We start from the raw sequence: 17,362 nt of genomic DNA on the forward strand, positions 1-17,362 counted from the left end.
CGGCGCAGGCCACCTCACGCCTGCGCCGTGTGCTCGCACACTTGCCGGCGATACTCCGCCGGCGTCACGTTCATGTGCTGCCGGAAGACGCGGTTGAGGTGGCTTTGATCTGCGAAGCCGCTCAGCAGCGCGATCTCCTTCAGCGCGACGCGGTCTTTGCGCAGATGCTGGCATGCGTGCTCCACCTTGCGCCGCAGGACATAGGCGTGCGGCCGCATGCCGTAATGCACGCGGAATTTGCGGGCAAACTGGACCGGCGTGCAATTGCAGATGTTCGCCAACTCCTCGAGTGTGATGTTTCGGAAGATGTTCTGCTCGATATAGTCCTCGATCAGCCGGGCATGCGCCGGGCGGAAGCGTCCTTGCGCGCAGGGCATCTTGAACTCGATCGCCGCATATTTCCGCAGGATGTGCACGCTCGCCTGCAGCGCCAGCGCGTCATAGCAGAGGCGTCCGCCCGGACCTCCTGAGGCAACCTCCTGAACCATCTGGTCGTTGATCCAGGTCAGCATCGGATCTTCGGCTTTAAGGAGATCGTGAAGCTCGATCGCCTCGGCGTCGCGGTCGAAGGCATCGCTCGCCGTCTTCATCATGAGGGCGGGGGAGATATAGAAATGCGTGACCTCGATGTCATTCTTCCAGTGCCAGCTTGACGGCTCCGCGCGGGTCAAGAACGACGTGACGCCGCGGCCGACGTGATCCTGCTTCCAGGCGCCGGTGACACGGCGGTTCATCGACGTCACGCCGTCGCGATAGAGCACAAGCAGAAAGTTGGCCGACGGGGGAACCCAGATATCCGATGGCGCATAGCGAAAGATGCGCAACCGGAAATCGTCCCTCCCGACTGAGGCGCTGTCCAGCTTCATCTCTCCGGGAGCGTAGCGCGGCAGCTCCTCGACCGTGATCAATTGGGCCATCGCGCGAGCCTCCTCCCTGGAATCCGTGGCGCGGTTGACCGCTTCTTCTTGGCCGGACGTCTGAGCGCAGGATAGGCCGCTTTCGCGGTTTGCCAAGCCGACCAACGGCCGATGGCTCGATTGCACGGCCGCGTTCCAGAGATTGTCAGTTTCATCCAAGCCGCTCGGTCGAGCGGCCCGTAGCCTGCTCAGCGTCTCGGCGACTGCGCCAGCGGCCGGGGCCAAATTGACGCAACGCACCATCGCCCGGCGACGCCGGCGGATGGGAGTGTGTGAATCAGGACACAGGAGGAAACGATGACCGAGACCGTCACAAGGTCGAATGGAAGCAATGGTGCGCATGCTACGACCAAGCTCGACGCCGTGGTCGTCGGCGCCGGCGTCGCCGGTCTCTATCAATTATTCCGCCTGCGTGAGCAGGGACTGAGTGTGAGGGGGATCGACGCCGGGTCAAGCGTAGGCGGCACCTGGTACTGGAACCGCTATCCCGGGGCGCGCTTCGATTCCGAAGGCCACACCTATCAGTACCTGTTCTCGGAGGAACTCTACAAAGGTTGGAGCTGGAGCGAGCGCTTCCCGGCCCAGCCGGAAATCGAGCGCTGGCTGAATTATGTCGCCGACCGCCTCGACCTCAAGAAGGACATCCAGTTCGGCACCACGGTCAAGAGCGCGCATTTCGATGAGGCGGCGCAACGCTGGCTGGTGACGACGGACAAGGGCGATGTCATCGACACCCAGTTCCTGGTCACCTGCTGCGGTATGCTCTCGGCGCCGCACGTGTCCTTCCCGGGACAGGAGACGTTCAAGGGCGAGCTGTTCCACACTGCGCGCTGGCCCAAGAGGCCGATCGAATTCGCAGGCAAGCGGGTGGGCGTGGTCGGCAACGGCGCGACCGGCATCCAGGTGATCCAGTCGATCGCCGGCGAGGTCGGTCACCTCAAGGTGTTCGTCCGCACGCCGCAATACATCATCCCGATGAAGAACCCGAAATGGGAGGTGTCGGATATCGAGGCCTACAAATCGAAGTTCAAATCCCTCACCGAGCGGCTGCCGAAGACGTTTACCGGATTCGAATTCGACTTTGAGCACGTCTGGGCCGACCTGACGCCCGCGCAGCGACGTCAGGTGATCGAAGACTGCTGGAACCACGGGTCCCTGAAGCTGTGGGTCTCATCCTTCGCCGAATTGTTCTTCGACGAAGCCGTCAACGCCGAGATTACCGAGTTCGTGCGCGAGAAGATGCGCGAGCGGCTCAAGGACCCCAAGCTGTGCGAGCAGCTGATTCCGTCCGACTACGGCTTCGGCACCCACCGAGTGCCGCTCGAATCCAATTTCCTCGAGGCCTTCCTGCGGCCCAATGTCGAGATCGTCAGCGTCAAGAACAATCCGATCGCCCGCATCACGCCGGAGGGCATCCAGACTGCCGATGGCACGGTGCATGAGTTCGACGTCGTCATTCTGGCGACCGGCTTCGACGCCGGAACGGGAGCGTTGACGCGGATCGATATACGCGGCCGCGACGGACGATCGCTGAAGGAGGACTGGGGCAGGGACATCCGCACCACGATGGGCCTGCAGGTTCACGGCTACCCGAACCTGTTCACCACTGCGGTGCCGCTCGCGCCCTCGGCCGCACTCTGCAACATGACCACCTGCCTGCAGCAACAGGTCGAGTGGATCGACGATTGCATCAAATATTTGCGCGGCAAGAATCTGAACGTCATCGAGCCGACCAGGGATGCCGAAGATCAGTGGGTGGCGCACCACGATGAAACGGCAAACGCGACGCTGATCGCGAAGACCAATTCCTGGTACCTCGGCTCGAATGTCGAGGGCAAGCCGCGCCGGGTATTGTCCTATTGCGGCGGCGTCGGCACCTATCGCCAGAAATGCGACGAGGTTGCTGCGAGCGGTTATCAGGGCTTTGCCATGCAGTAACGGTTGCGTCCGGCGCCGCGGCCTTCCGGCCGGCGGCGCCGCTCACGATCGATCACATCACAAACAATATGGGAGGACGACAATGAGCACGAATTTCAGTGCGGCAGCAGATGCGATTCTCGACGGCGTTGTGACATCCAATCCGCGCGTTCCCGGCGTCGTTGCCATGGTGACCGACCGCCATCGCAACATCTATGAAGGCGCCGCCGGCAAGCGCCGCCTCGATCAACCCGCCGACATGACGACCGACAGCGTGTTCGCGATCTTCTCGACCACCAAGGCGATCACCGGGACGGCCGCGCTGCAACTCGTCGAGGAGGGCAAGCTCGATCTCGACGCGCCGGCCAAAACTTACGCCCCCGACATCGGCAAGCTCCAGGTCATCGAAGGCTTTGACGACAACGGCGAGCCGCGGCTCCGCGCGCCGAAGCGCGACATCACCACCCGCATGCTGATGGTCCACTCCGCCGGCCTGAGCTACGACTTCATCAATCACACCTACAATCGGCTCGCGCAGGAGAAGGGACAGCCGAGCGTCATCACGGCGTCCAGGGCCGCGCTGATGACCCCGCTGCTGTTCGATCCGGGCGAGCGCTGGGAATACGGCACCAACATGGATTGGTGCGGTCAGATCGTCGAAGCGATCGCGGGCAAGCGGCTTGGCGAGGTGTTCAGGACGCGCATCTTCGAACCGCTCGGCATCGAGGATACGACGTTCGAGCTCACCGATGCGATGCGGCGCAGGCTCGCCGGGATTCATGCCCGCGGCGCCGACGGCTCGCTGACGCCGATGGATTTCGAACTGCCGGCAAATCCCGAAATCCACATGGGCGGCCACGGGCTCTACGGCACGATCGGCGACTACATGCGCTTCATCCGGATGTGGCTGAACGACGGCGCCGGCGAGAACGGCCGCGTGCTGCGGCCCGAAACCGTGCGGATGGCGGAAAAGAACCACCTTGGCAACAACAAGGTCACCGCGATCACCGGCGTGATCCCCTCGCTCGCCAACGACGCGGAGTTCTTCCCCGGCCAGTCGAAGTCGTGGGCGCTCAGCTTCATGATCAATGACGAGCAGGCTCCGACCGGCCGCCCGGCCGGTGCGCTGGGCTGGGCCGGCCTTGCCAACCTGTTCTACTGGATCGATCGCCAGAACGGGTTCGGCGGATTCTGGGCCACCCAGATTCTCCCGTTCGGCGATCCGGCATCGTTCATCGGCTACATGAATTTCGAAACCGCCCTCTACGATGCGCTGAAGCTGCGCAAGGCGGGGTAAGGGCGGTACTTCCGGCGTGCTGCCGGAGGCGAATTATGATGACATGGTCCCATGTCGAACGGGACCATGTTCTCCCGCCACAATCCCTCAGCCGGGCCGAGCTATCGGCGCGGCTGGGTCGACGGCACCGTGTCGGCGATCGAGCATTACGGCGGCAACTGCGATCTGATCGACGACGGCCGCGCGCTCTGTGCCGAAGCCGCATCGACGCGCCGTCATTCGCCCAAGCGCGTTTCCCTTGCCGCGGTCCGCCTGTCATTCGGTAACTGAACGTATCCGCGCATCAGATGATCGAGTGAGAGGCGTCCCGGTCCCCAGGCCATGATCCCAAGCGCCATCGCCGCCCAGGTAATATGAATCGGCCAGCCATCAGGCACGGTCAGTTCAACAATCACCGTCATGACCAACAGCCCGAGCGCCGCGAAGCGGGTACCCAGCCCAAGCACGAGCAGAACCGGAAAAAGGATCTCTCCTGTTCCGGACAGGAAGGCCATCACTGTCGGCACCGGGTAGTGATAGGGCCCTCCGGGCAGATGCAGCATGAATTCATCGGTAAACAGGGTGACCGCGGTGTCGCTGAGTTTCCCGAAGCCGGTCCATTTGAGGATGCCGGATTTCCAGAACGGCACGGCCAGGGCCAGGCGCATGACGAGTTGAACCAGCGACGGCTGCGCCACCGTCTGGATCAGGTGGATGGCCTTATCTGCAAGAAGGCTGAGCGGAAGCCGATCGCTCGCGCCGTACTGTCGATCGATGACCATCATGCTGCTCCGAGACTGAGAGTGGTGAAGGCACCCGCCTGAATCATTCCAGCAATGCCGGCGGCGAGATCGAAGGACGGCGAACAGCGCATCGCCAACGCCGCGGCCTCGCCAAGTGATTGGCCCGATACCAGGCTTTCCAGGAACACGGCGCCGCCCTCGGGCAGATGCCGTACGATGACTTCGGCGTCGGGCCGCGTGATCAGGGCGTCTTCCGGCGTACCGGCATCGATCTGCCCCACGGGGGCCTCGTTCCGGTTGGCCGCAAAGATCGTCACGGCCGAGAAACGGGAGCGCACGATCCGCGTTGCCGGATGCGCGGTGAACACCGCGTGCGCCAGCCGCTCGGGCGGTGTCGCCGCCAGCGCAGCCGCAGACAGTGGTTCGGCGTCGGCCGCGTGGTATGCGTCGAGCCAGGCCCGCTCGATCCGTGCGACGTCGGCAAGCCAAGGAAGGCCTCGCGCGTATTCGTAAGTCTCGATGAAAGCCGGAAAGTCGCGACCGTATTCGAACAGGAGCCGCGACGTCGGCGGCGTGGCGCGGACGTGAAATCGCGCCATGGCGCGAAAGAACTCGCCGCCGGTGATGCGTTGGACGGCCGGATAGACCGCGGCGAGTGCGTTGACGAGACTGACCGTAACGTTGTTGCGATAGACGTTGTAGCGCTTCACCGCGCCCTTGCCGGCAGGGCCGGTCACGATCGGAGGCGTCGCGCGCGTTGCATCGACAAGCGCCGCGGCAAACGCCGCATAGGACGGTATTTCCGGCTCAAGCGGCAGCATCACGCGCATCCCTCTTGTAACGGTCAAGGATCGCTTGCGCGGCGGCCGCTTCGGCCCTCAGAACGGGCCAATCGGGAATGTTGCTGTCCCACTCGATCAGGGTCGGGATGGGGCCGCATCGTGCGATGATGAGCTCGTACAGTTTCCATACCGGGTCGGCCACCGGTCCGTCGTGACTGTCGATCAGGAGCAGGTCGCCCTCGTCGTCGGTCTGTTCGGCGTGGCCCGCAAGATGAATCTCGCCGACACGTTCAAGCGGAAAGTCTGAAAGATAATCGAGCGCAGAGAATCGGTGGTTGGTCGCGGAGACGAAGACGTTGTTGATATCGAGCAGCAGACCGCATCCGGTATGCTCCGCGATGCGCCGGATGAACTCCGTCTCTGCCATCGTCGATTCGCTGAATGACAAATAGGTGGACGGGTTCTCCAGCAGAAGCGGCCGCCGGATGGCATCCTGCACCTGGCTGACATGATCGCAGACCCGGCCGAGCGTCGCGTCGGTGTAGGGCAGCGGCAGCAGATCGTTGAAGTAAGTGGTCTGGTGGGTAGACCAGGCCAGATGTTCCGACACCAGCGCGGGCTCGTAGCGCTCGACCAGGGCGCGGAAGCGCGCAAGATGAGTCCGGTCGAGCGGCTCCGGACCTCCTATCGACATGCAAACGCCATGCAGCGATATCGGATGGTCGCGGCGCACGGCCTCCAGCGCACGATGCGGCGGTCCTCCCGCTCCCATGTAATTCTCGGCGTGGACTTCGAAGAAGCCGCGCTGCCTTCCTTCGTCGAGAATCGCCGGGAGGTGCTCATGCTTGAAGCTGCTACCGGCGAGGTCGCGTACCTGAAATACAGGAAAGCGATGAGCCTCGGTTGCATGCAATCCGGACAAGACCGCTGCACTCATGTCGTCTCTCCGCTTTCCCGCTATCGTGATGGTCGCCTGCCCGGTCGATCAGACCGGCTTGAGCGAGCCGGTCTTGCCGTTCGGAAGCTGGATGCTGGTGCAGGTGCCGCCCTGCACGAATTTCCAGGCGTTGCCCTGGAAGTCCACGGTCGAGGTACCTTGGCAGGTGGTGCCGGGGCCGGCGGCGCAATCATTCTGGCCCTTCAGAGCGACGCCGAAGCACTTTTCCTTGTGCGCTGCGACGGCGGCATCGGCTTCCGCCTTGGTCAAGGGATTGGCGGCGGCAACGGTCGCGAGCGCTGTCGTCACGGCGCTCGCGAGGATGAGCGAGCTGACAATGGTCTTCATGGGTTTCTCCACTTTGGTTTACCTCGCCTCCTCGGCGAATGGGGGCGCGCCATCTCATTCGTATCGCCAACGGCTGCCGTTACGGCTTCGGCCGCTCACGAATCGGTGAGATCGTCGCGGATGTCGCGCTGATCGCCCCACGGGGCCGCGCTTGGGTGCAGATAGGCGAAAACTTACGCTGCTTTCCAATGCCTGTTCGTTATCGAAACCAAACCCGCTGAGCATTGGCGGCGCCGACCTTCCCGCGGCATGATCGACGCGAGCTGGCCTCGCGTAACAATCCACCCCTGGCCGGCGTATCGCCACCAATGCCTGCCATAGACCGGCGGAAGCCAGTATGAACGCTGTTCTACCGCGAAGCGCATTGCGACGCCTGCGGCCTTCGTCGGTCAAGGCCATGACCGTCAGCATTCGCTTGGCCGTCTCGGCACTGGTGTTGACGGCGATCCTGCTTACCGCGGCCGCCTCGAGCCTGTTGTGGTGGCGTACCGCGGAATCGATCAGCCGGCAGCTCGCCTCGACGATCAACGAGCAGATCGTCGCTGCGGTGCGCAAGGAAGTCTCGGCGATCGTCGGCGAAGCGCGCGCCGCCCATACGGCGATCCGGACGCTGTTCCTGCAGAACGTCCTCGACACCCGCGAGGCCGACAAGCGTGAGTTCGTGTTCCTGTCGCAACTGCAGTCGCAGGCGACGATCTCCTGGGTCGCCTTCGGCTGGCCCGACGGTTCGTTTTTTGCCGCCCACAAGCTGGGCGACGGCCACCTCGAGATGATGGAAATTTCAAAGACCGATCATCCCGGCCAGCGCCGGATCGATGAATATCGGGTGATCCCCGGCGACATCGAATTCGAGACCCGCCGCTTCGAGCCGAGTGATTTCCGTGTCATCGACCAGGCCTGGTTCAAGACCAGTATGGGCTCCAACGGCCCGCAATGGTTCCGGGTGCTCGACCACCCGATCGGCCCGCGCCCCTCGATTGCCTTTGCGGGGCCGATCGACGTCTACCAGGAACGGCAAGGCGTGCTTGCGGTCGTGATCGAATACACGCGGCTGTCCCGGTTCCTCGCTCAGCTCGAGGTCGGACGCACGGGTACCGCGTTTATTCTCGACAAGAGCGGTGAACTGATTGCTGCTCCCGACAAGGATGCTGACGAGTTGCATCCCGCCCACAGCCGCATCGACATGTTGCCGCTGGCGCGCATGGCGATGAACGAGGCGGGCGATCGTGGCGGCGACGACGCGTGGCGCCGCAGGCTCTCGTCGGACGGCGCCGCCTATGAGGTCGCACTGACGCCGCTGCCGTTTCCCGGTTGGTCGCTTGTCACCGTCATCCCGGAGGCCGAGTTCCTCGCCCCGGTCGAGACCACGCTGAGGCGGCTCGTCATCGGTCTTGCCGTCGGCGCGCTGCTCGCGGCCCTCCTGTCGGCGATGCTGGCGCGTTCGGTGATCGCGGCTCCGCTTGCGCGTGTCGTCGGCGAGATCCGGCACGTTGAGAACTTTGCGCTCGATCAGGTCCGTCGCCATCCGTCGCGGCTCGCCGAGATCGCAAGTCTTTCGGGGGCAATCGCCGAAATGGCCGCGGGCCTGGCCGCCTTCCGCAAATTCATCCCGGCCGATCTGGTCAGGTCGCTGCTGCGCCAGGGCATCGAGGCGAAGCCCGGCGGCTCGATCCAGGAACTGACGGTGATGTTCATCGACGTGGTCGGCTTCACTGGGCTCTCGGAACGCATGGGCGATCGCGTCGTGCCGTTGTTGTCGCGATATCTCGACGTCGCCTCCGAAGTGATCGTCGCCCACGGCGGCACCATCGACAAATTCATCGGCGACGCCGTGATGGCGTTTTGGGGCGCGCCGACCGCGCAGGCCGAACATGCGCTGCTCTGTTGCCGGGCGGCGCTCGCCTGCCGTCAGGCGATCGAGGCCGCCGGCGTCAGGGACGACCAGGGCCATCTCCTGCAAATCAGGATCGGCATCAATTCGGGCCGCATGCTGGTCGGCAATGTCGGCTCCGAATTGCGGCTGAACTACACCGTGATCGGCGATGCCGTGAACGTGGCAAGCCGCCTTGAAGGCGCCAACAAGCACTATGCGACGCAAATTCTGATCGGCGCCGAGACCAAGCGCCTCGTCGAGGGGGCCATGGTCACGCGCGAGATCGATCGCATCGCCGTCTACGGCAGGACGGAAGGCCTCGCCGTGTATGAACTGATCGGTTCGGCAACAGGCGACGCGCGCCCGGCCTGGATCATCCATTACGAAGAGGGACTGCTCAAATATCGCGAGCGCGACTTCGCGGGCGCGCGTTGCTGCTTCGAGGCTGCCTTGCGCCAGCGTCCTTACGACAGGCCGGCTGAGTTGATGCTCGAGCGCTGCAAGCTCCTCGAGCAGTCGGGCGCCGACGACGAGTGGTCGCCTGTCGCGACACTTCAATCGAAATAGCCCCTCTGGCACCCGACAGGCGAAGTGTGGTTACATGACGCCATGTCGCATGATCACATGCCTTTCCGCCAAGCGCCTCCGGCCGCGCCGACCTACCGGCGCGGCTGGGTCGATGACGCCGTGTCGGCAATCGAGGCGGACCAGTGCCGGACCGCCGACACCCATCTGATGCGGCTGATCGTGCCGGCGCTGTCAGGCATCGACATCTATCTGAAGGACGAATCGACCCATCCGACCGGCAGCCTGAAGCATCGCCTGGCGCGGTCGCTGTTTCTCTACGCGCTGTGCAACGGCCATATCCGCGAAGGCACCGCCGTGGTCGAGGCGTCGTCCGGCTCGACGGCGGTCTCGGAGGCCTATTTCGCGCAGATGATCGGCGTGCCGTTCTACGCGGTGATGCCGCGGACGACATCGGCCGAGAAGATCGCCGCGATCGAGCATTACCGCGGCAACTGCCATCTAATCGACGACGGCCGCGCGCTGTATGCCGAGGCCGCCGCGCTCGCCGCGCGGCTTGGCGGCCACTACATGGACCAGTTCACCTTCGCCGAGCGCGCCACCGACTGGCGCGGCAACAACAACATCGCCGAGTCGATCTTCACCCAGCTCAAGGGTGAGCAGCGTCCGCTGCCGGAATGGATCGTGATGGGAGCGGGCACCGGCGGCACCTCGGCGACCATCGGGCGCTATCTGCGCTATCGCCAGTTTCCGACCCGGCTGTGCGTCGCCGATGTCGAGCATTCCGCCTTCTTCGACTGTTTTCGCACCCAGGACCGCTCCCATGTCTGCGAGCGGCCGTCGCTGATCGAAGGCGTCGGCCGGCCGCGCTGCGAACCTTCGTTCGTGCCCGGCGTGGTCGATCGTATGATGAAGATCCCCGATGCGGCGTCGATCGCGGCGATGAACGTGCTGTCGCGCCTGCTGCGCCGGCCGGTCGGCGGTTCGACCGGCACCAATTTCCTGGCGCTGTGCCGTCTCGCATCGGAGCTGCGCGGCGCGGGAACGACCGGATCGCTGGTGACGCTGATCTGCGATTCCGGCGAGCGCTATCGCCAGACCTATTACGACCCGGCGTGGCTGGCCTCGCGCGGGCTTGATCCGGCTCCCTATGAGGCGGAGCTGAACGCATTCCTTGGCCAAGCGCAGCCGCTCGCACTTGACGTCGCTGATGTCCCGAACCCGCGCGCGTGACCCGATCCCGTCAGCCGTTGGCCAGCAGCTCCGTGATCAGCGACGCCGCTTTGATCCCCGTGCCGGAGATGATGACGACGGTACGCTCCGCGGGCCGGATCGCGCCGCGCGCGCTGAGCACGTCGAGCGCCGCCGCGGCGGAGGCCGAGGTCGGCTCGACGAACAGGCCGGTATGCGCCATCCGCTTCAGCGCCGCGACGATGCCGTCCTCGGGGATCGCCACCGTGCCGCCGCCGCTCTCGCGCAGCGCCGCGATCATCTGCTTCAGCCGCAGCGGATGCTTGATCGCGGTGCCCTCGGCGATGGTCTTGAGCACCTCGCGCGTAACCGGCGTGTCGACGCCGGCGGCGAAGCTGGCATCGACCGGCGAGCAGTTTTGCGGCTGCGACGCAAACAGCCGCGGCAAACGGGTGATCTGCCCGGCTGCGAGCAATTCCTTGAAGCCGATGTAACAGCCGAGCAGGCTGCTGCCGGCGCCGACCGGCATGATGACGTTGTCGGGCGCGGCGAAGCCGCAATCCTCCCAGATCTCGTAGGCCAGCGACTTGGTGCCCTGCAGGAAGAACGGCTGCCAGTTGTGGCTGGAGTAGAAGATCTGCTTCGACTGACGGATCGCCTCGGCTTCGGATTCCTCGCGCGGGCCTTCCACCAGCTGCACCTCGGCGCCGAAGGCGTGCATCTGCGCGACCTTCATCGGCGACGTCGTGGCCGGCGCCAGGATCTTGACCCGCATTCCGCCGGCCGCGCCATAGGCCGAAACCGACGCGCCGCCATTGCCCGAACTGTCCTCCAGCACGGCATCGACGCCGAGCTGGCGCAGCAACGACAGCATCACGGTGGTGCCGCGATCCTTGAAGCTCGCGGTCGGATTGAACCATTCCAGCTTGAACTGCGGACGCAGATCGCCCCACGCCTTCTCGACCAGGGGCGTGCAGCCTTCACCCATCGTGATCGGCCGCCTGATCTCGACCGGCAGCGCGGCGCGGTAGCGCCACAGCGAGCGCGTGGTGCGATCGATCTCGTCGCGGGAGATGCCTGCCAGCGGCGTCACCAGCAGCGGCTTGCCCTCGTCGGAGCACCAGCGCGGAACGTCCAGCGGGTAGAGCTTTCCGTTGAGCGGGTCGATGTAGCTCGGTGACGGCATAATGTTCAAATCCCAAACGCGAAGTTGCAGCAAGCGCAGGCGTCAGGCGGCGCCGGCCTGCTTGCTCAGATAGCTCTTGGCAAAATCCAGATACCAGTCAAGGCATCCGGGATTGGCCATCGCGTCGCGATTGATGACCTTTTCCAGCGGATGGCCGAGCAGCAGCTTCTTGATCGGCAGCTCCTGCTTCTTGCCCGACAGCGTGCGCGGGATTTCCGCGACGGCAAAGATGTCGTTGGGCAGGAAGCGGCGCGACAGGCCGGCCTCCACCGCCTTGTTGATCTTCGCCTTCATCGCGGCGTCGAGCGCAACGCCCTCGCGCAGCACCACGAACAGCGGCATGTAGCTGTCGCGGCCGAGATATTCGAGGTCGACGACCAGCGAATCCAGCACCTCGGGCAGCGCCTCGATCGCCGAATAGAGCTCGCTGGTGCCCATGCGCAGGCCGTGGCGGTTGATGGTGGCGTCGCTGCGGCCGTAGATCACGCAGGCCCCATCGGGCTCGATCTTGAGCCAGTCGCCATGCCGCCACACCGGGCCGCGGCCGCTTCCGTCGAAATTGTCCGGATAGGTCTCGAAATAGCTGGCACGATAGCGCGCGTCACCCGGATCGTTCCAGAACCGCAGCGGCATCGAGGGCAGCGGCTCGGTGCAGACCAGCTCACCGACCTCATTGATGACGGCGCGGCCCTGCTCGTCGAAGGCCTCCACGGCGCAGCCGAGCAGGCGGCACTGCATGGTGCCCGGCGTCTGCGGCAGCTCGCGATTGCCGCCGATGAAGGCGCCGGCGAAATCGGTGCCGCCGGAAATGTTGGCCCACCACATCTCGGCCTGCGCCGCGCTGCCGTTATGCTTCGCGAGCGCGGCGAAGCGGTCGTTGAACCAGCTCTGCGTGTCGGCGCTGAGCGGCGACCCGGTCGAGCCCAGCGCGCGCAGCTGAGCGAGATCGCCGACTGCAGCGAGGTCGATCTCCGCCTTGGTGCAGTTGGCAAAGAACGCCGCACCGGCGCCGAAGAACGTCGCCTTGGCGTCGGCAACGAAGCGCCACAGTGTGGTCCAGTCCGGCTTGTCCTTGGAGCCGCCGGGGCTGCCGTCGAAGATCAAGCAGGTGGTGCCGTTGAGCAGGCCGTTGACCTGGCAATTCCACATGATCCAGCCGGTCGACGAGTACCAGTGGAAGCGTTCGCCGAACGAATTCGGATGATAGCTGCAGCCGACGTCGTTGTGCAGCGCGCCGAGCGGCAGCGTCACGATCATGATCCCGCCATGACTATGCAGGATCGGCTTCGGCAGCCCCGTGGTGCCGGAGGAATAGACGATCCAGAGCGGATGATCGAACGGCAGCCATTCCGGCTCGAATGCGTCGATCTCGGCGCTGCTGCCGGCGAGGATCGACGACAGCAGCGTCCCGGCGCCTGCGTTCTCGCTGTGCAGGACGACGTGCTGCACGGTCGGCAATGCGGCCCGCAGTTCCTCGATCACGCCCTGCCGGTCATGGCGCCGGCCGGCATAGGTCACGGCGTCGCAGGCGATCAGCACCTTTGGCTCGATCTGCTTGAAGCGGTCGATCACCGCCGGCGCCGCCATGTCGGGTGCGCAGACGCTCCAGATCGCGCCGAGGCTCGCGGTCGCCAGGAACGCGATGATGGTCTCCGGGATGTTCGGCAGATAGGCCGCGACGCGATCGCCGGAGCGCACGCCATTGGCCTTCAGATGCAGCGCGAGCGCGGCGACCTTGCGCCGCAGCTCCGGCCAGCTGGTCTCCGACAGCTTGCCGTCCTCGCCGCTCGCGATCAGGGCCGGCAGGCCGGCGGCATGCGCCGGCTCGACATGGCGGAACACCTGCCGCACATAGTTCACCTGGGCGCCGGGAAACCACACCGCGCCCGGCATCTTGCGCTCGGCCAGCACGGCGCTGTGCGGCGTCGGCGATCGCAGATCGAAATAGTCCCAGATGCTCTGCCAGAAGCCGTCGATGTCGGTGACGGACCAGCGCCGCATCGCCCCGAAATCCGCGAACTCAAGGCCGCGCGTCTGCTTCAGCCATTGCCGGTAGAGGGCCATCTGCGGGACGTGAGGTGCTGTCATGGTCGTTTCCGGATCGTCTCGTTGTTGTCGTCGTTGTCTTCGCGGCGGCCGCTTGTGCGATCTCTTAACACAGGCGCGCAAGCGCGGGGAACGCCGTCCCGCCGCCATCGGCACCAGCATATTCTTACCGCCGTTTCCGCGTGCTATGCCGTCATCAGGAGGCCGCGGCTGATTCTGCGCGCAGGACCAAAGCAAATGCCCATCGCCGTCGGCGAACTCTTCATCCTCGGCTTCTACGGCAAGGTCATTCCGCCGTGGCTGAGGGATTTTGCCGCGCGCTTCGGGCTCGGCGGGGTCATCCTGTTCGACTATTCCTGCCAGACCCGGCAATACGACAACAATATCGCCTCGCCGGCGCAGGTGCAGTCGCTCTGCGCCGAGATCGCGGCGCTGCCGTCGAACCCGCTGGTGTTCATCGACCAGGAGGGCGGCCTGGTGCGCCGCCTCAAGGACAGCCTCGGCTTTCAGCCGTTGCCGAGCGCCCGGGATTTCAATCGGCTTCCGACCGGCGAGAAACAGGCCATCCTGGCCGCGAGCTATGGCGAATTGCGGCAGCTCGGCATCCGCTACAATTTCGCGCCCGCCATCGACGTCGATTACAATCCAGACAATCCCAATATCGGCCGGATCAAGCGGTCCTATTCGGCCGATATCGGCGAGGTCGAGGCCAATGCGCGGCTGGTCGACGCCGCGGCGCGGCAGGCGGGCGTCGGTCTCTGCCTGAAGCATTTTCCGGGCATCGGCGGCGCCGACGTCGATTCGCACCTCGAGTTCATGGACATTTCCGATGCGCTGCGGCCGGAGCAGGAGGAATTGTTCTACACACTGGCGCCGCAGATCCACGGCGATGCCGTGCTGGTCAGCCACGCCATCGTCCGTGCCTGGGACGCGCAGCATCCGATGACGATGTCATCGAATGCAATCGGCCGTCTGCGCCGCCGCCTGCCGGAAACGCTGCTGATCACCGACGACATGCAGATGCAGGGACTGCAGAAGGCGCTCGGCACCCGCGCCGCCAGCCTCAAAGCGATCGGCGCCGGCATGGACATGCTGTGCATCGGAAACAACCTGTTCGACCAGGAGCAGGAGATGGCCGGCATCGCGGAAGCGATCGCGGGTGCGGTGCAGGATGGCGCGCTCGATCAGAACGCGGTGCGGCACTCCATTGCGCGGGTGCGAACGCGCAAGGCGCTGCTCGCCTGACGGCGCCGAACGAATTCAGCGCGAGGCCACGCAAGGGCCGGGAACCAATCCACCTTACCGCGATTTAACTCAGACGCTCATCGGGGCTCATCAACATGAAGATGCTCAAGCGTCTCTTCCAACTGACCTGGCTACGCCGCGGCGCGCGCAAGCCTGCCGATTTTCCGCCGCTCTCGATCGATCCCGACGAATTCAGCCGCCTGCTTTGCAGCGGGCGCAAGCAGGATTTGCGGATTCTCGCGCAGCGGCTGAGCCAGCGCTCGCGGGCCCACGCGTAGCCCAGGGTCCCGCTCAACCGTGAGCCGGTTCTGATCGAACCAAAACCGGCGAGTTTGGCGTGCGAGCTAGTTCAGTCCCCGACACGTCAGGCTATTGCTTCGCCTTATCGTGATTGGCAATCCCGATCGCCTTGTAATCGTAGGTTGGATAGAACTCGGTGCGATAGGCGCCCCAGGCGCTGTTCTCGACGATGCGGTTGACCTCGCGCAGCCGCGATGCCGGCAGCCGCAACGTCACCACCTGGCCAACGCCCATCATTACATACCAGCTGACGACGTCGACGCCGTCAGGCGGAAACGCCTTGTAAAAACCCTGCCGTTCGAGCTGGGCATTGAGCTCGCTCAGCGGCCGCGACTGGTCATGCTTGAAGAAGATCGTGAGCATGACCGCGTTGTCGGGCGTCGGCGCACCGTCGGTGGTCGATGTGGGCTGCGCCTGCGCGCTGCCTGCGAACATCAGGGCAGCGGCCAGCGCCGCAATCGTCATCCAGGATCGGTTTCGTCGGTGCGCCATCGCCGCCTCCTTGTTGGGGTCTTGCAGGCCATCCGGGGCCGCGACCATCGCGGCGCCCGCCGTCGCTGTAAATTGACATCTGCCTGAGACGGAGTTTTGGCAGCCATGTGAACCGCTTCACAAGCATGCGGTGCCGGGTGCGGTAAGCAAATGCCCATCCCAACACCCGAGGGCATGAGCGATGTCGACCCGGCGGAAGGTGCATTGGTGGTTCAGAGTCGTTTTGACCGGTCGGTTCCTGCAGAAGTTTCTCCAGCTGCAGTGACGGACGGAGCGCGCTCGCGTCGCCGGCCCTGCCGCCGGAACCGCCGCGGACTTGCGAATCATGTCCCGTTTCCGGCCGTTGTGGCCTCGGGAAGGTAAACGCGGTCCGCGTGGAACTACCGGGATTAAGGCAGCCATCGTTCCGTAAGAATACTGTAATCCGACTCGGCTACGCGAGATTCATTGCCAAATCAGCGGCAATCTGCGTCTGTTTGACCACCGGAGCCCTAGGTCACAGTTGCGTCACCCGTATTTCTACGGGGTCCGGCATTAACTCGGCCATAGTTCACCTTCGGTAAACCATACTTATGACGCAACATGACAATCGAGCCGAGGCCCGCCTTCCGGCGTGGATGGACGGCGGTGCGCCGCTCGAGACGCAGCCGCTCGAGACCCAGCAGCCGGCGGCTCCGCCGACCGCCCCGAGACTGCCGCCGATCGAAGAGACCGGAGCCACGGTGGTCCGCCAGCTCAATGGGCCGGTGACGGCGCTGCTGCTCTATATGAATGAGCTGAAGCAGCACAGCCACCAGTTCGCCCAGGCGCCGGGCAACGGGGTCTACCTGCGCCAGGTCATCGAGAACGCGCTCGAGCAGACCGAACGCGTGTCGGCGATGCTGAAGCAGATTTCCGATCTCTATCCGAACGCGCTTCCCGCCCCCGATCTCAGGCCGCTCCGCGACGAGCGGCCGGCCCGTTCCCGCCCGCCCGATGTGATGTTCGCGGCGGAAGCCGGCGGCAAGCCGCTCACTAAGCGCGAGCGCGAAGTGCTCAGCCTGATCAGCGACGGCTATTCGAACAAGCAGGGCGCGCTGCGCATGAACATCAGCCCGCGCACCTTCGAAAGCCATCGCGCCGAGGCGATGCGCAAGCTCGGCGCGCGCAACACCGCCGACCTCGTCCGCAAGGCGTTGTTGCAGCGGGCCTGACCGGCGATTTTAGAGATAATCTTCCGCAGCGAGGCACATCCGCGGCGCCCGTCGCATCGCCGGGGCGGCGGACTTCGGTGCATCCGGAACGATGGTGACCACCCACGCCGCGCCGCTCTCGCTTTCGACGATCGAGCGCACGCGTCCGGTGACGGTCGCACCGGCCGAGCGGACGGTGGCAGGCCTGGCGTTGAACTGGGCAATGCGGAGGCGCCTGGCCTCCTTCCGGTCGGTCGTCTGGTAGGTGAACATCGGCTCCCCCGCGCGTTCACGCACTGTGAAGATTCAGCGTTATCCGACGGTGAAAATTGCGGGCCGTAGAAGTACGGCTCGCGGGCTGATCAGAGCGTTTTCGAGCGAAGGGGATGCCCCTTCGCGAACGCGTCAAGAC

General features: G+C 64.7%; 17 protein-coding genes. 8 read left to right on the forward strand and 9 right to left on the reverse strand.

The annotated features are described in order from the left end of the window. Positions 1 to 14: 14 nt before the first annotated feature. Positions 15 to 1,259 carry a helix-turn-helix transcriptional regulator gene (locus XH93_RS02140; RefSeq protein ID WP_246799459.1) on the reverse strand — a complete coding sequence of 415 codons (1,245 nt, stop codon included), beginning with the start codon at positions 1,257 to 1,259 and terminating at the stop codon, positions 15 to 17. Between XH93_RS02140 and XH93_RS02145 the strand changes: the two genes are divergently transcribed. The 3 genes from XH93_RS02145 to XH93_RS02155 all read left to right on the forward strand — a co-directional run bounded on the left by XH93_RS02145 (position 1,215) and on the right by XH93_RS02155 (position 4,401). Then, positions 1,215 to 2,855: an NAD(P)/FAD-dependent oxidoreductase gene (locus tag XH93_RS02145; RefSeq protein ID WP_194472211.1), complete on the forward strand. Its 1,641-nt coding sequence runs from the start codon at positions 1,215 to 1,217 to the stop codon at positions 2,853 to 2,855. The genes XH93_RS02140 and XH93_RS02145 overlap by 45 nt on opposite strands. Before the next feature lie 82 nt (positions 2,856 to 2,937). Beyond that, positions 2,938 to 4,131 (forward strand): serine hydrolase, encoded by a 1,194-nt coding sequence (locus XH93_RS02150; protein ID WP_194472212.1) that lies wholly within the window; start codon positions 2,938 to 2,940, stop codon positions 4,129 to 4,131. Between the two features lie 51 nt (positions 4,132 to 4,182). After that, entirely contained in the window at positions 4,183 to 4,401 is a 219-nt protein-coding gene (locus tag XH93_RS02155) for a hypothetical protein (RefSeq protein ID WP_194475552.1), read from the forward strand. On the opposite strand, the gene XH93_RS02160 is transcribed toward XH93_RS02155, so the two are convergent. Genes XH93_RS02160 through XH93_RS02175 form a run of 4 tightly spaced genes read right to left on the reverse strand, consistent with a single transcriptional unit; the run spans position 4,347 to position 6,920 of the window. Next, positions 4,347 to 4,892 (reverse strand): DoxX family protein, encoded by a 546-nt coding sequence (locus tag XH93_RS02160; RefSeq protein ID WP_194474954.1) that lies wholly within the window; start codon positions 4,890 to 4,892, stop codon positions 4,347 to 4,349. The genes XH93_RS02155 and XH93_RS02160 overlap by 55 nt on opposite strands. Next, positions 4,892 to 5,674: a DNA-binding domain-containing protein gene (locus tag XH93_RS02165; RefSeq protein ID WP_194472213.1), complete on the reverse strand. Its 783-nt coding sequence runs from the start codon at positions 5,672 to 5,674 to the stop codon at positions 4,892 to 4,894. Before XH93_RS02165 ends, XH93_RS02160 begins: the two co-directional genes overlap by 1 nt. Continuing rightward, on the reverse strand, positions 5,661 to 6,572 hold the full coding sequence (locus XH93_RS02170; RefSeq protein WP_194472214.1) for a DUF692 domain-containing protein: 912 nt from the start codon (positions 6,570 to 6,572) through the stop codon (positions 5,661 to 5,663). Before XH93_RS02170 ends, XH93_RS02165 begins: the two co-directional genes overlap by 14 nt. Positions 6,573 to 6,620: 48 nt before the next feature. Then, positions 6,621 to 6,920 carry a DUF2282 domain-containing protein gene (locus XH93_RS02175; RefSeq protein ID WP_139479937.1) on the reverse strand — a complete coding sequence of 100 codons (300 nt, stop codon included), beginning with the start codon at positions 6,918 to 6,920 and terminating at the stop codon, positions 6,621 to 6,623. Between the two features lie 397 nt (positions 6,921 to 7,317). On the opposite strand from XH93_RS02175, the gene XH93_RS02180 reads away from it, so the two are divergent. Together XH93_RS02180 and XH93_RS02185 are read left to right on the forward strand one after the other, a co-directional pair. Beyond that, positions 7,318 to 9,360 carry an adenylate/guanylate cyclase domain-containing protein gene (locus XH93_RS02180; RefSeq protein ID WP_246799460.1) on the forward strand — a complete coding sequence of 681 codons (2,043 nt, stop codon included), beginning with the start codon at positions 7,318 to 7,320 and terminating at the stop codon, positions 9,358 to 9,360. A gap of 57 nt (positions 9,361 to 9,417) precedes the next feature. Then, complete coding sequence (locus XH93_RS02185; protein ID WP_194472216.1) at positions 9,418 to 10,551, forward strand: PLP-dependent cysteine synthase family protein; 1,134 nt, start codon at positions 9,418 to 9,420, stop codon at positions 10,549 to 10,551. Positions 10,552 to 10,561: 10 nt separating this feature from the next. Here the strand turns inward: XH93_RS02185 and XH93_RS02190 are convergent, their stop codons facing one another. Together XH93_RS02190 and XH93_RS02195 are read right to left on the reverse strand one after the other, a co-directional pair. Beyond that, the gene (locus tag XH93_RS02190; protein ID WP_194472217.1) at positions 10,562 to 11,695 is read right to left on the reverse strand and encodes a threonine synthase; all 1,134 of its coding nucleotides are present in this window, start codon (positions 11,693 to 11,695) and stop codon (positions 10,562 to 10,564) included. A gap of 42 nt (positions 11,696 to 11,737) precedes the next feature. Next, positions 11,738 to 13,783: an acetoacetate--CoA ligase gene (locus XH93_RS02195; RefSeq protein WP_194472218.1), complete on the reverse strand. Its 2,046-nt coding sequence runs from the start codon at positions 13,781 to 13,783 to the stop codon at positions 11,738 to 11,740. Positions 13,784 to 13,978: 195 nt separating this feature from the next. Here XH93_RS02195 and XH93_RS02200 point away from each other — a divergent pair, with 195 nt between their 5' ends. After that, on the forward strand, positions 13,979 to 14,986 hold the full coding sequence (locus XH93_RS02200; RefSeq protein WP_246799461.1) for a glycoside hydrolase family 3 N-terminal domain-containing protein: 1,008 nt from the start codon (positions 13,979 to 13,981) through the stop codon (positions 14,984 to 14,986). Between the two features lie 95 nt (positions 14,987 to 15,081). Then, positions 15,082 to 15,264: a hypothetical protein gene (locus XH93_RS02205; RefSeq protein ID WP_139479932.1), complete on the forward strand. Its 183-nt coding sequence runs from the start codon at positions 15,082 to 15,084 to the stop codon at positions 15,262 to 15,264. A gap of 91 nt (positions 15,265 to 15,355) precedes the next feature. Here XH93_RS02205 and XH93_RS02210 read toward each other — a convergent pair whose 3' ends face one another. After that, complete coding sequence (locus XH93_RS02210) at positions 15,356 to 15,721, reverse strand: hypothetical protein (protein ID WP_246799772.1); 366 nt, start codon at positions 15,719 to 15,721, stop codon at positions 15,356 to 15,358. A gap of 629 nt (positions 15,722 to 16,350) precedes the next feature. On the opposite strand from XH93_RS02210, the gene XH93_RS02215 reads away from it, so the two are divergent. Next, complete coding sequence (locus XH93_RS02215) at positions 16,351 to 16,971, forward strand: LuxR C-terminal-related transcriptional regulator (RefSeq protein WP_194472219.1); 621 nt, start codon at positions 16,351 to 16,353, stop codon at positions 16,969 to 16,971. Between the two features lie 9 nt (positions 16,972 to 16,980). On the opposite strand, the gene XH93_RS02220 is transcribed toward XH93_RS02215, so the two are convergent. After that, a complete protein-coding gene (locus tag XH93_RS02220) occupies positions 16,981 to 17,223 on the reverse strand; it encodes a hypothetical protein (RefSeq protein WP_139479929.1) in 243 nt (80 codons plus the stop codon). Positions 17,224 to 17,362 lie beyond the last annotated feature (139 nt).

Origin of the sequence: Bradyrhizobium sp. CCBAU 51753 (assembly GCF_015291565.1) — a bacterium.
Classification (GTDB): domain Bacteria; phylum Pseudomonadota; class Alphaproteobacteria; order Rhizobiales; family Xanthobacteraceae; genus Bradyrhizobium; species Bradyrhizobium ivorense.